Annotated in this window: 15 protein-coding genes; 8 read left to right on the top strand and 7 right to left on the bottom strand. The window is 66.0% G+C overall.

Features of this window, described 5'->3' with window-relative positions:
- On the bottom strand, positions 1-909 hold a 909-nt coding region (gene gcvA / locus G3N94_RS34865; RefSeq protein WP_205798515.1), incomplete at its 3' end, for a transcriptional regulator GcvA.
- Between the two features lie 182 nt (positions 910-1091).
- Between gcvA and G3N94_RS34870 the strand changes: the two genes are divergently transcribed.
- Positions 1092-1670: an NnrU family protein gene (locus G3N94_RS34870; RefSeq protein WP_205798517.1), complete on the top strand. Its 579-nt coding sequence runs from the start codon at positions 1092-1094 to the stop codon at positions 1668-1670.
- Positions 1671-1711: 41 nt separating this feature from the next.
- Here the strand turns inward: G3N94_RS34870 and G3N94_RS34875 are convergent, their stop codons facing one another.
- From G3N94_RS34875 to G3N94_RS34900, 6 genes are all read right to left on the bottom strand, one after another.
- The gene (locus G3N94_RS34875; protein WP_205798519.1) at positions 1712-2449 is read right to left on the bottom strand and encodes a sulfite exporter TauE/SafE family protein; all 738 of its coding nucleotides are present in this window, start codon (positions 2447-2449) and stop codon (positions 1712-1714) included.
- Between the two features lie 153 nt (positions 2450-2602).
- A complete protein-coding gene (locus G3N94_RS34880) occupies positions 2603-3241 on the bottom strand; it encodes a DUF488 domain-containing protein (protein WP_346778755.1) in 639 nt (212 codons plus the stop codon).
- Positions 3238-3465 (bottom strand): DUF2945 domain-containing protein, encoded by a 228-nt coding sequence (locus G3N94_RS34885; RefSeq protein ID WP_205798521.1) that lies wholly within the window; start codon positions 3463-3465, stop codon positions 3238-3240. The genes G3N94_RS34880 and G3N94_RS34885 overlap by 4 nt, the downstream gene beginning before the upstream one ends.
- Before the next feature lie 31 nt (positions 3466-3496).
- Positions 3497-5035 (bottom strand): FAD-dependent oxidoreductase, encoded by a 1539-nt coding sequence (locus G3N94_RS34890; protein WP_205798523.1) that lies wholly within the window; start codon positions 5033-5035, stop codon positions 3497-3499.
- Between the two features lie 169 nt (positions 5036-5204).
- A complete protein-coding gene (locus G3N94_RS34895) occupies positions 5205-7346 on the bottom strand; it encodes a hypothetical protein (protein WP_241022246.1) in 2142 nt (713 codons plus the stop codon).
- 73 nt (positions 7347-7419) lie between these two features.
- Entirely contained in the window at positions 7420-7674 is a 255-nt protein-coding gene (locus tag G3N94_RS34900; protein WP_241022247.1) for a hypothetical protein, read from the bottom strand.
- A 1013-nt stretch (positions 7675-8687) separates the two neighbouring features.
- Here G3N94_RS34900 and G3N94_RS34905 point away from each other — a divergent pair.
- The 7 genes from G3N94_RS34905 to G3N94_RS34935 form a co-directional block, all read left to right on the top strand.
- Positions 8688-9389: an energy transducer TonB gene (locus G3N94_RS34905; RefSeq protein ID WP_205798525.1), complete on the top strand. Its 702-nt coding sequence runs from the start codon at positions 8688-8690 to the stop codon at positions 9387-9389.
- Between the two features lie 88 nt (positions 9390-9477).
- Positions 9478-10407, top strand: a complete 930-nt coding sequence (locus G3N94_RS34910) for a MotA/TolQ/ExbB proton channel family protein (protein WP_205798526.1) — start codon at positions 9478-9480, stop codon at positions 10405-10407.
- An 18-nt stretch (positions 10408-10425) separates the two neighbouring features.
- On the top strand, positions 10426-10848 hold the full coding sequence (locus tag G3N94_RS34915) for a biopolymer transporter ExbD (RefSeq protein ID WP_124599192.1): 423 nt from the start codon (positions 10426-10428) through the stop codon (positions 10846-10848).
- Between the two features lie 9 nt (positions 10849-10857).
- Positions 10858-11286: a biopolymer transporter ExbD gene (locus G3N94_RS34920; protein ID WP_205798528.1), complete on the top strand. Its 429-nt coding sequence runs from the start codon at positions 10858-10860 to the stop codon at positions 11284-11286.
- Between the two features lie 14 nt (positions 11287-11300).
- Positions 11301-12491 (top strand): tetratricopeptide repeat protein, encoded by a 1191-nt coding sequence (locus G3N94_RS34925; protein ID WP_205798530.1) that lies wholly within the window; start codon positions 11301-11303, stop codon positions 12489-12491.
- Positions 12492-12496: 5 nt separating this feature from the next.
- Positions 12497-13072, top strand: coding sequence for a cupin domain-containing protein (locus G3N94_RS34930; RefSeq protein ID WP_205798531.1), 576 nt, complete (start codon positions 12497-12499; stop codon positions 13070-13072).
- 268 nt (positions 13073-13340) lie between these two features.
- Positions 13341-13523, top strand: a 183-nt coding sequence (locus G3N94_RS34935) for a hypothetical protein (RefSeq protein ID WP_205798533.1), incomplete at its 3' end; no start/stop codon positions are given.

Below are 13523 nucleotides of genomic sequence, written 5' to 3' on the forward strand. Positions count from 1 at the left end.
CGGCGCGGGCGGGCGCGCGGCTTCAAGCAGCCAGTCGCGGAATGCGCGGGCGCGCTGGCTGCCGAGCACGCGTTCCGGATAGACGAGGTAATACGCGTAATCCGTCGCGAGCGGCGCGTCGAACAGCACGACGAGCCGCCCGTCGTCGAGTTCGCGGGACACGATCGACTTCCGCGCGAGCGCGACGCCGTGCGCGGCGATCGCCGCCTGGATCGTCCCGTTCGAATCGACGAACACGGGCCCCCGGTCGCCGCGCACACCGGTCACCGCATGCGCGCCAAGCCACGCGCGCCAGTCGTCGCGGCGCTCGTCGTGCAGCAGCGTCGCGCGCCGCAGGTCGGCGGGTGTCAGGAACGGCCCGTGCGCGTCGACGATGCGCGGGCTGCAGACCGGGTATAACGGATCGTCGAGCAGCCGCTCCGACATCACGCCCGGATAGCGCCCCTCGCCATGACGCACCGCAAAATCGACATGTTCGTCTGCGAAACTGGCATGCCGGTTCGTCGTGCTGATCCGCAGGTCCACGGCGGGCGCGGCCTGTGCGAGTTCGGGCAGGCGCGGCACGAGCCATTGCATTGCGAAGCTGTGCGCGCAGCTGACGGTGACTATGTCGGTCTGGCTCGCATGCCGGCGCAACCGGTCGGTCGCGTCGACGATCTGCGCGAACAGCCCCTGCAGATCGTCGAAGTAGCGCGTGCCGTGCGGTGTGAGCGCGATCCCGTGCGGCGTGCGCGTCAGCAGGTCGAGGCCCAGTTCCTGCTCGAGCTTCACGATCTGCTGGCTGACGGCGGCTGGCGTCACGTGCACCTCGTCGGCGGCGCGCTTGATGCTCAGGTGCCGGCCGACGCTTTCGAAATAGCGCAGCGCGAGCAGCGAAGGAAGCGTCGGGTAGCGGGGCGATCGGGCCATGCGATGCGGGGCGAAAGGTGGGGAATGGCGTCGTGCTGCGACGGCGGGCATGCCCGGTAGCTTACCGCACCGCGCGCCGTGCGCGCTTCACAACGGCCGGTCGGGCGTTTATGATCGGCGCGGACGGCGCACGGAACGCCGCGCGGCACGCATCCCCACTCATATCCAGACGGAGACAGCCTATGCTCGTCCTGATTCTCGGTTTAGTGATCTTTCTTGGTGTGCATTCGATTCGCATCTTCGCGGACGACTGGCGGTCCGCACAGATCGCCCGGCTCGGCGAAAACCGCTGGAAAGGGGTTTATTCGATCGCGTCGATCGTCGGGTTCGTGCTGATCATCTGGGGTTACGGACTCTCGCGCGCCGGCGCGACGATGTTGTGGGTGTCGCCAGCGGGCGTGCGGCACCTGACGGGGATGCTGACCGCGATCGCCTTCGTGCTGATCGCTGCATCGTACGTGCCGGCCAACCGCATCAAGCCGCTCGTCGGCCATCCGATGCTGGCCGGCGTGATGGTGTGGGCGATCGCACACCTGCTCGCGAACGGCATGCTGCACGCGGTCGTGCTGTTCGGCGCGTTCTTCGTGTGGTCGCTCGTCGATTTCGTCGTGTCGCGCGCGCGCGATCGCCGCAACGGCGTGCGCTATCCGGCCGGCCGGACGCCGGCCGACGTCATGACGGTCGTGGCCGGCCTCGTCGTGTGGGCGGTGTTCGTGCTATTCCTGCACGGCTGGCTGATCGGCGTGCGGCCGTTCGGCTGAGTGCCACGGGGCGAATGCGCGCGACAACGCCAGCGCGCGCATTACAGCGGCCGGACGAACAGGCCGACGGTCAGCGCGGCGCCGATGCACACGATCGAGATCCGCAGGATGCGCTCGTTCACACGATGCAGCGCCCACGAGCCGCACAGGCCGCCGACGACCGCGCCGCCGCCGAGCGCGAGCGCGGCGGGCCAATGCAGGTGCGGCGAGGTCAGGAACAGCACGACTGCCGACGCGTTCATCACGCCCGCGAGCGCGTTCTTCGTCGATGCCGCGTGACGCGGCGACAGGCCCGCCATCGTCAGCGCGGCCATCATCAGGAAGCCGATTCCGCCGCCGAAGTAGCCGCCGTAGATCGCGATCACGAACTGCGCGACGCCGGTCGTGACGGGGCCCAGATGGACCGTCTCTTCGCTTGGCTTGCGCAAGAAGCTGCCCCATGCGAACACGACCGTCGCGAACAGCACGAGCCACGGCACGAGCTGCGAGAAGATCGACGATGGGGTCTTCAGCAGCAGCAGGCCGCCGAGCGCGCCGCCGACGATGCTGATCAGGAACAGCGTGCGAAACGGCAGCGTGCCGGCGCCGCGCACCATATGGCGGCTCGCCCAGCCGGTCGTGACCTGCGCGGGAAACAGCGCGACCGTCGACGTGATGTTGGCGGACAGCGGCGACATGCCGGACACGATCAGCGCGGGCAGCGTGACGAACGAGCCGCCGCCGGCGAGGGAGTTTTGCAGGCCGGCCCAGAGGCCAGCGAGGATGACGAGCGTGAGCATTGATGCGGGAGCGGAAGGTTGGCCGGGCCGGGGCGCCGCTGCGCCGCCTAGCGGGCAGCGCGCCGGCAGCCGCGGCGGACGCAAGATGGTAATGCAGGATCGCGGGCGCCGGAAGTCCGGCGGCTGCGACAGCCTTGTCGGCTCGCGCCGGAATCAATCGGGCGCGTGCGAGGCCGGGTCCGGTTGGTCCGGTTGGTCCGGTTGGTCCGCTTGCTCCCGTTGGTCCGGATGGTTCGGTGCATCGGCTTCGGCGCCGGCCTCACCGCGCGGATACACGATCGTGCCATCGGGCTGAACGACGGCGCCCGGCGTGAGGCGCGCGGGTTCGAGGCGGTTCGGCCCCATGATATGAAAGACCGTCTCGCCGCGCGCGATCAGGTAATCGGTGACGATGCGTCGATGACAGCGCCACCACACGGCTTCCGCGCACATCACCGCACAGCGCTGCCGATGCCCTTGCGCGATCAGATGGTCGAGGCCCGCGCGAAATTCCGCGGACAGCGCGTAGTCCGCATAGCGATGGAAGCTGTCGTTCGTCCAGAAGCCGTTGACGTCGTCGGGCACGCTTCGGGTCTTGCCACGCAGGCCGCCGAGCGCGGCCACGTGCTCGTAGCCGATGTCGAATGCGGCCAGCGCGACCGGGAGCGTCGTTTCGTTGAACTGCGGATTGGTTCGCGATCTCGGCATCTTCCTGACGTCCGCGAGCATGCCGATGTCCGCATCGTTCAGCAGCCCGATGAAATCGTCGAGCGTGCGGTCGGAATGGCCGATCGTGAAGAACGGCAGCTTCACGCTTCACCCTCGCCGGAAACGAGTGCGAGCACGCGGCCCCGATGCGCGGCGACGTGATCGGTCTTGTCGCTCTGGATCTCGTACTGCGGATCGTCCGGCGACGCATGATGCCGATAACCCTTGTAGTCGAAGTCCTGCGTATGGATCGCGATGATCGTGCCCGTCACGTGGCCGGCTTCGGAATTCCACCGGACCCGGTCCCCCAGCTTGAACTGCGTCATCATCGTGAGGATTCTCCTGTCGTGCTGCATCGTGTCAAGCCGGTGTCGCCTGCTCGAACGCGGCTTCCGCGCGCAGGCTCGCGAGGTCGCGTCCGACGGTTGCAACCGCGAGCTGCTTGCCGTCGCGCCAGTAAGTGACCATGCAGTCGTGCGCGGCCGGATCGCCGTCGACGTCGATGCGATCCCACTGTTCCGCATGGCCGACGTAGTTGATCGCGACATCGTAATGCTGGCTCCAGAAGAACGGGACTTCCGCGTAGCGCTGCTGCTGGCCGAGGATGTTCCGCGCGGCCGCCGCGCCCTGGCGCTCGGCTACCACCCAGTGTTCGACGCGGATGCGCTCGCCGGTTCTCGGATCCGGCCAGCGTGCGATGTCGCCCGCCGCATAGATGCCCGGCGCGCTCGTCTGCAGGAATGCGTCGACGGTCACGCCGCGATCCGTCGCGAGGCCGGCATTCTGCGCGAGCGCGACGTCGGGACGCACGCCGATCCCGGCTACGACCAGCTCGGCGGGCAGCACGACGCCAGTCGACAAGGTCACGCGATCCGCTTCGATCGAAGCGACCGTCGCACCCAGATGGAACACGACGCCGTGCGCTTCATGCAGCGCCCTGACCATGTCGCCGAGCGCTGCGCCGAGGATCCGCTCCATCGGACGCGCTTCGGGCGCGACCACATGCACGTCGAGCCCGCGGGTTCGCAACGCGGCCGCGACTTCGAGCCCGATGAAGCTTGCGCCCACGACGACGCACTGGCGTGCGGTTCCAGCGCGCGCGATCAACGCATCGCTGTCGGCCAGCGTGCGCAGCACGGCGACATGCGGCAGCGTCGCACCGGGCACCGTGAGCCGCACCGGTTCGGCGCCGGTGGCGAGCAACAGCGCGCCGTACGCGAGCTGGCTGCCGTCGGACAACGTGACGGTCTTGCCTGTAGGGTCGAGCCGGGTCGCACGAACGCCGCAGCGGACGTCGATGCCGTGATCCGCGTAGAACGCGGGAGAATGAAGCGGGAGCCAGTCGGCCGGCGCGGTGCCGGCGAGATAGTCTTTCGACAGGTTCGGCCGGTCATACGGCAATGCAAGATCGGCGCTCAGCAGCGTAATGCGGCCCTGATATCCATGCCGCCGCAACGAGTCCGCCGCCGCGTTGCCGGCTGCACCGCCGCCGACGATCAGCACCGATTCGGGGTGCGGCGCTGCCGACGGGGTCGGCGCCTTCTCCGCCTTCGCCACCGGCAGCACTTCGCGCACGAACACGTTGCCGTCCTGTTCGTCGACGCGCCAGCATTTCAGATCGGTCAGCGCCGGCGCGCCGAGCACCTCGCCGGTACGCACGCTGAAGCACGCGTGATGCCACGGGCAGCGGATCGTGTCGCCGACCAGCAAGCCGTCGGCAAGTGGCGCGCCGTAATGCGTGCAGGTTGCGCCGACCGCATGGAACGTGCCAGCGCGGCGCACGAGCAGCACCGCTTCATCGCCGACATGGCCGGCCACCATGCCGTCTTCGGGTATGTCGGCCGACGCGACGCCCTGGGCGAGATCGGGGTCGACGAGTGACGGAGCATGGCTGGTCATGGCGCTCTCCTCGCTGGCGGGAACAGCGACATTATCGGCCTCGATTTCGTCGAGGGAAAGGTACAGTCGGCGCAGCGGCCCGGTCACAGTGAAACGCCCGCCTTGCGGCGGGCGTCCGTGCTGTCCATGCTGCAGTGCGATGCCGGTCGCGCGTTCGCAGCAGGGCAGGCTACTGCCAGGCAGGTGCCGGCGTGATCTGCGTCGTATAGGCTGCCGCCGGCAGCAGCGTGAGGTTGGAGATGTTCTGGCCGCCGTAAGTCTCGGTCGACGTTCCGAACTTGACGCCCGTCACCGGCACGACGACCGACTGCCCGTCGGTACGCGATGCGCTGACGACGATCGACTTGCCGGGCGTGAACGTCGCCACGACGTTCGACGTGTCGTACACCATCCGCTGGTTCGCGAGCGTGCCGATCGTCGACAGGTAAGGGCTCTCGATCGGCAGGTTCCGGTAGTACGTGTTGTACTTCGTGAACGTCGCGTTCAGCAGGTCGCCGAGCAGCGTGCTCTTGCCGCTATACGCACGCATGTTCGTCTGGTGGAACATCATCGGCCGGTTGTCGTACGTGAGCAGGTAGACGACGAGCTGGTCGGACACCTTGTCGATCACCTGTGCGTAGGTCAGGTCATAGCCCCAGCGGGTCGGGTCGATCCCGTTCGCGCCGTAGAAGTAGTTGTATTCGGCGACCCATTCCGTCGGCTGCGATACGTTGTAGAACAGCGCGGTCGCATAGCGCGGCACTTCGAAGATGTGCTGGTTCACGCAGTTGTACTTGCCTGCGTTGAACGCCGGCAGCGACCACTTCGCCCCGTTGTTGGTCGTCGGGCAGCCGGACGTGCCGGCGGGCGGCGTCGGCTTCGAGCTGTCGGACACGAGCACCTGCGTGCCGAACGATACGAGTGCGCCAAGCGTTGTCGCGTTGTACAGTCCCGAGATTTCCGGGGTCACGAGCGTGCTCGTGCTGAAGGTCCTGAACCGGAATCGGTTCGCGACCTTCAGGTTGTTCTGCAGTTCGGTCGTGACTTGCGCGGCGGTTGTCGTGTACGGCGGATCCAGCAGTTCGTGGTCGTACGTGTGGCTGATCCATTTGAAGTTGTACTGCAGCAATCCGGTCTGCTGCGACAGCGAATCGGTGCCGCTCGGCGGGTACGCGCCCTGGCCGCCGTATCCCGTGCTGTAGCCTTCGCCGTTGAACGCCAGCGTGAGCTTGACCGCGGACGCATTCGGCGTCGACAGGTTCACGGCCGATTGCCACGCGACGATGTTGTCGAAGTCCGCGCCGGTGGTCCGGTATTCGCATGCGGTGAGGCCGGTCGCCGGGTTCGTCGAGCCGACCGGGCTGCCGAGCGGGCATTCGCCGGGCGGGCTCGTGCTGGTCGTCGCGCCGGTCCTGACGTCGTACCACAGGCCGGTGGCATCGGATTGCGCGTACGGGTAGATCTCGTCGGGGATGCCGTTGTCGTCCACTTGCGGATCGATATACACGTGACGGCTGCCGAGGAACAGGCCGCGCGTGAGCCAGTTCGCGATCCCGTAGGACAGCGTGATCGAGTGCGTCAGGTACTGGCTGTTGTCGAACATCAGCGACATCGTCTCGCGCGACGTGCTGTCGCCCGTCAGCGGCGTCGTGTTCGCGAACAGGCAGGTCGCGCCGATCGAGTACGTCGTGTTGCCGGGGCCCGTGGCCTGCACGATCGGCGTGACGGTCGCGCCGGTCGGCAACGGGCTCGCCGGCGATGCGAAGTACGTCCACGCGTTCGAGATCGTGAGCGGGTTCAGCGTGGACGTACCCGCGTTCATGTACGGGAACAGCGCTTGTCCGGTCAACGTCAGCAGCGAAGGCAGCGGCGTCGCGGTCGTGTTCTGGTAGTTCACGTATTGCAGGCAGCCGCTGTCGCTCGGCCACGTGTAGAAGCTCGCAAGCCGTACGTTGTACTTGAACTGGTAGCGCGCGAGCGTTTGCGCAAGCGCGCCGCCGGCGAACGGGTTCATGTAGCGGTAGTCGCTGATCGGCAGGATGACGGCCTGGTACAGCGCATGGTCGCCGTTTTCGAGCGGCGGCAGCGTCGGGTTGCTGGTGTCGTACGAGTAGATCGCGTAAGGGATGCCCACGCGATCGAGGATCGACTGGGCGGCTGCCAGCTCGGGCGTGCTGCCCGCCTGCTGGCTCGTGAGGATCAGGATCTTCAGGTCGATCTGCGCGTCGCCGGGCACCGCATGGCTGACGCCGGCCGCCGCGAAGAGTCCTGACGCGACGACGCAGCGCGTCAGAAGCCCGAACAGGCGGGATAATGTTCGCAAAGCACTCATGTCAAACCTCACGCAACGTGTCCGACGTTCCGGACGAGTCCCCCGGTTTTCAGAAAAGGTGTGGCGTATGAATTTATTGGTTCGTTGTCCGATTCTTCGTCGTCGACTTGTTGACCGTGTCGTTCGGATGCGGGCCCGATGGCGACACGTGCGGCTTGCCCCAGGCTTCGTTGCCCGACGGCAGCGAGCCGTGACCGTGAGGCAGGAATTTGCCGCTCGCGAACACGGGCGGTGAAACGATCGCACTGACGGCGATCAGCGCCGAGCATATCCCGCCGAGCAGGGCGCCCAGCCGGCGTGACGATGGTCTGGATCCGAGGGTTTGCATGGTGCCCTCCCGACGCGGATGGCGTCATTCGGTGCGTTACAGAAATGAATCAAGCGAGCGGGCCGAAGCGGACCATCGGCGCGATAGCGCGGTCGCGACGAACGGGCAGCCGTGCCTCCGTGATAAGGAACGCAAACAATGTGCCAATGAGCACAAGCATCTAATTTTCATGAAGTAATTTTGCGTAATGAAGGCGGGCGTGCGAGAAACGTTTCAGTGATGATCGATCGGGCCAGACCGCTGTCGAGAAGCGTTTCGTCGTCGAGGGTTGTCAAACGGCAACGGAATCCGGAATCTTGAAATTTCGGAGTCCGTTCAATGAACGCGGATTCGTCATCGTTGACGCGAAGTGAAGTGTGATCGAAACGGACAGCCTGTCGTGCGACACAGGCGGTCGGGCTACCCGGGTGGCCAACGCAGCATGACCCGGCTCAACTGCCGCCGATCGCAGTCTCCGGACTGACGCATTCCCGGCCTGCGCACGCGCCGGAATAAGCAAATTTGGTGCAATGCACGATATATGTGCGTATTTTTAATAACCTAACTAATAATGTGCAGAAGCATACAAATTTATTACTCGAACCATCCTTTTTAATTAAAAATCGATTACTGAATCATTAGTAGAATAAACCCTCCAAACTTTGTGTAGAACCATCAAATAAAGTTTGACGCGTAAATTTTTTCCCTGATATCGTCTGCACCCAGATTCACGGCACGGATGACATCACCCTGTAACGATCGACGCAGCTTCGTCGGAAAGCGCAATGCGGCGGACGACGCATGCGTGATCGAACGGAATTGCCGGCGCCGAACCTGCTGTCAGACGTGTGCATGGCGAGAAGCTTCTGCATTACCGGATAAATCGAAGTCAGGTCGTGATTCATTTGCAAAGGACTGCAAAGGAAAATGTAATCATGACTCCGGGTTTACACGGCGCCGGATAAAAACCGGGCGCCGTGGCGAGGTGAAACCGTGAAACCGGGCGAATCCCGTCTGGGGGAATGAGGGTGGGTATGAAAGTCGAACAAGGTCTGGTCACGTCGAACAGCGGGCTGGCTACGCTGGGGCGCCCGCGGGAATTTGGCAAGAAGCAGCAGAATCCGGTCCGCCGTTTCGGCGGCATCGCGGCCGTGCTGCTGCTGCATGTCGTGCTGATCTACGCATTGCTCAACGGCCTGGCGACGAAAGTCGTGCAGGTGATCCAGCATCCGATCGAAACCCGCATTATCGAACCGGTGAAGCCGCCGCCTCTGCCGCCGATGCCGGTCGTCAAGCTGCCGCCGCCCAAGTTCGCGCCGCCGCCGCCGCCGTTCGTCCCGCCGCCGGAAGTGGCGGTGCAGGCGCCGCCGCAGGCCACCATCACGCACCAGTCGGCACCGGTGCAGTCCGCGCCGGCCGTGCAGGCGCCGGTGGTGGCGCCGCCCGCGCCGGCGGCAAAGCCGGTGAGCCACGACGTTGGCGTGGTGTGCCCGAATTCGGACACGATGCGTGCGTCGATGCAATACCCGAAGGAAGCGCAGGAAAACAACATCACGGGTGACGTGACGATCGAATTCGTCGTGGATGCGGAAGGGAACATCACGAACGAACGGGTCGCGCAGTCGGCGGACCCGGTGCTGGACCGGGCCGCGTACAACACCGTGAAGCGCTTCAAGTGCGTCGCGCAAGGGCAATCGGTAAGGGTGCAGGTGCCGTTCTCGTTCAATCTGAATTGAAGCAGGTGCCGGCCTGGCGAGACCGCCAGGCCGGAGCGGTTCGGGTCGATTCATTTTGGTTAGGTAAACGAAATAATTGGAGTCGGGTATGACGAAGCGTTCTCTGGCCGCCATGGCGGCAAGCGTGTTGATCTCCGTTACTGCGGTGGACGGACTCGTCGCACCGCAACTGGCGCTCGCGCAGGCGAGTGACGTGACGGCGTCGGCCGGCACGACGGTACAGGCGGCACAGCCGGCACAGGCGGCACCGGTGGCCGCGCCGGCGGCGCAGCCGTCCCCACCGCCCGCACCGGCGACGACGGAAGCGGTCGAGAACCCGTACGGCTTGGGCGCGCTGTGGAAAAACGGCGATTTCGTCGCGCGCTTCGTGCTGATCCTGCTGGTGATCATGTCGATGGGCAGCTGGTACATCATGGTCACGAAGTTCGTCGAGCAGCTCCGCGCGAACCGCCGCGCGAAGCTGGCGGATGCGCAGCTGTGGACCGCCCCGTCGCTGTCGGACGGCGCAAAGCTGCTGGACGACGCGTCGCCGTTCCGCTTCATCGCGGAGACGGCGATCGAGGCCGGCGAGCATCACGACGAGGCGCTGCTGGAGGCCGTGGATCGCAATACCTGGATCGACGTGTCGGTCGAGCGCGCGATCACGAACGTGTCGAACCGGATGCAGGACGGGCTGGCATTCCTCGCGACGGTTGGCTCGACGGCACCGTTCGTCGGCCTGTTCGGCACCGTGTGGGGGATCTATCACGCACTGACGGCGATCGGCATCGCCGGACAGGCGTCGATCGACAAGGTGGCCGGACCGGTCGGCGAGGCGCTGATCATGACGGCGATCGGTCTGGCCGTGGCCGTGCCGGCCGTGCTCGGCTACAACTTCCTGGTCCGCCGCAACAAGTCGGTGATGGAGCGCGTACGCAACTTCGGCGCGCAGCTGCACACGGTGCTGCTGGCCGGCAACCGGCGCCCGGCGCGCGTGCCGTCGCCGTCCGCGTCGCCGTCCGCGTCGCTGGTCAACTGACCGGCGGGGAGACGCGCGATGGCCATGAACGTCGGGCAGGACGAGAACGACGAGGTGATCGCCAACATCAACACGACGCCGCTCGTCGACGTGATGCTGGTGCTGCTGATCATCTTCCTGATCACGATTCCCGTGGTGACGCACACGATCCAGCTGCAGTTGCCGAAGGAAACCGTGCAGCCGCTGCAGACCACGCCGAAGAGCGTCGAGATCGCGGTGAACCGCGATGGCGACTTCTTCTGGGGCGAACAGCTGGTGGATGGCCCGACGTTGCTGACGAAGCTGAAGGGCATCTCGGAGCAGCAGCCGCAGCCGAGCGTGCACGTGCGGGGCGACCAGAACACGCGCTACGAGTTCATCGGCAGGGTGGTCACGATGTGCGAGCGTGCGGGGATCGCGAAGGTGTCATTCATTACAGAGCCGCCGGCGCGCGGCGGCTAGGAGTCGACGATGGGGATGAACGTATCTTCGGGCAGCGGCGGTGAGCCGGACGTGATGGTGGACATCAACACCACGCCGTTGATCGACGTGATGCTGGTGCTGCTGATCATGCTGATCATCACGATCCCGATCCAGATGCACTCGGTGAAGATGGATCTGCCGGTCGGCAATCCGCCGCCGCCCGCGACACCGCCGGAAGTCGTGCAGATCGACATCGATTTCGACGGCACGACGACGTGGAACGGCACGCCGGTGCCCGATCGCGCGGCGCTGGAGGCAAAGCTGACGCAGGTGGCCGCGGAGCCCGTGCAGGCCGAGATCCACCTGCGGCCGAACAAGCTCGCACCGTATCACGATGTGGCGGCCGTGCTGGCGTCGGCGCAGCGTGTCGGCGCGACGAAGATCGGCCTGATCGGCAACGAACAATACATGCAATGAGGAAGCGCGCGCCGATGAACCAGCAACGATGGAAACGCATCGCCGCGTTGGCGGCGCTGAGCGCGGTTTGCACGCTCGCGCGGCCCGCGCTGGCCGCGGACGCGCTGCGTCCGGACGTCGCGAAGCCGCTGTCCGCGGCGCAGGACCTGTACCGCGCGCACAAGTATCGCGACGCGCTCGGCAAGATCGCGCAGGCGGCGGCTGTGCCGAACAAGTCGCCGTACGAGACATACATGGTCGAGCAGATGCGCGGCGCGGCGGCGATCGCGGCCGGCGATCCGGGCACGGCCGCGCAGGCATACGAGAGCGTGCTGGGCTCGGGCCGGCTGTCGGCCGACGACGAGCGTCGCACGACGGCCGCGCTGGCGGGGATCTACTTCGACCAGAAGAACTACCCGCAGGCGATTCGGGTCGCGCAGCGCTACGTCAAGGCAGGCGGAACCGATCCGGAGATGCGCACGCTGCTCACGCAGTCGTACTACCTGTCGAACGACTGCGGTCAGGTCGTGAGCCAGCTCAGGGCAAGCACGGACGCACAGGCGAAGGCCGGTCACGCGCCGGACGAAGCGCAGCTGCAGATGCTCGCGACGTGCGCGCAGAAAGCGAAGGACGGCGCCGCGTATCGCGGCGCGCTCGGGCTGCTGGTCGCGTACCACCCGAGCGCCGCGTACTGGGATGAGCTGGTGCCGGCAATTCGCGGCAACCGCGGGTATCTGTCGTCGCTGGACCTCGACATCTACCGGCTGCGGCGGGCAACGGGTGCGCCGATGTCCGCGGACGGTTACATGGAGATGACGCAGCTCGCGCTGGTGGCCGGCTCCGCGGCGGAAGGCAAGCAGGTGATCGACCAGGGTTTCGCGTCGGGCGTCCTCGGCAAGGACGCGCAGGCCGACCGCGAGAAGCGGCTGCAGGCGCTGGCGGCGAAGCGCATGCAGTCGGGCGCGGATGCCGCGAACCCGGTCGCGCCGATCGATGCCGGCATGAACCTGGTGTTCGCCGGCCAGGCGAAGCAGGGGCTGTCGATGATGGAGCAGGCGATCGCAAAGGGCGGGCTCGAGCATCCCGACGCCGCGCAGTTGCGGCTCGGCGAGGCGTATTACGTGGCAGGCGAGAAGGCGCGCGCGGTGCAGGTGCTTCGGACCGTGAAGGGAACCGACGGTTCGGCGGATCTGGCCAAGCTTTGGTCGATTGTTGCTGCGAGGTAGCCTGCATGGCTTTTCCACCGGATGAGTCGGTGCTCGCCGCCGTCTCGATAGGAAGCAAGATCAGGGCGCTGCGACAACGGCTGGAACTCACGCTCGACGACGTGGCCGCGACGGCCGGCATGTCGAAGCCGTTCCTGTCGCAGGTCGAGCGCGGGCGTGCGACGCCGTCGATCACGTCGCTCGTGCGGATCGCCGCGGCGCTCGGCGTGACGGTCCAGTATTTCATCGACACGCCGTCGGAAGCGCGCTCGGTGCGCCGCGCCGACATGCTGCAGTACTTCCAGTTCGCGGATTCGGCGAGCTCGTTCGCGCGGCTGACGAACCTGGTGGACGGCAGGAAGCTGGAAGCGATTCTCGTGCGCATGCCGGCCGGGCAGCCGCCGTCGGAGGTCACGACGCACGCGGGCGAGGAGTTCCTGTACGTGATGCAGGGCAGTGTCGCGCTGACGCTGGAGGCCAGCACCTTCACGCTGAACACCGGCGATACCGCGCATTACGAATCGACGATGCCGCACGCGTGGCGAAACACGGCCGACGAGGAAGCCGTGATCGTCTGGGTCGGCACACCGAGGCTGTTCTAGAAGAATCGAACGACGTTCGGCCAATCCGGCGAATGAAGCAGAAACAACGCATGCGCTCAGAATAATCAATTAGTAAGCCTAATTTAAGGTTTGGCCTGGCCTGAAACCCGATGCCGATGTCGGGGAGGAGCCGGGCCGTGGCGAGCAGGGCGATTGGCGGGTTGGCAATGACGGGTTCCGGAACACGGATGCCCTGGACGTGCGGCGGGTTCCACGAGGCCCGCGCGCGCAGCGAATGGGGTATTACTGACAAGCGAGAGGGGGAACGATGAAACAGAGAGTGTTGGCGTTGGCCATCAAGAGGATCATCTGGGCGGAACTGGCGTTGACGGCGACGCTGGCGGGGCCGGCGTTCGCGCAGAGCCAGCCGGCGCCCGGCGCGGCCGCGATTGCGGATGCCGTTGCGAACGCGGCGCCCGTGACGGTCGCGCAGGCGAGCGGCACGACGGGC

Origin of the sequence: Burkholderia sp. Ac-20353 (genome assembly GCF_017104785.1) — a bacterium.
Classification (GTDB): Bacteria; Pseudomonadota; Gammaproteobacteria; order Burkholderiales; family Burkholderiaceae; genus Burkholderia.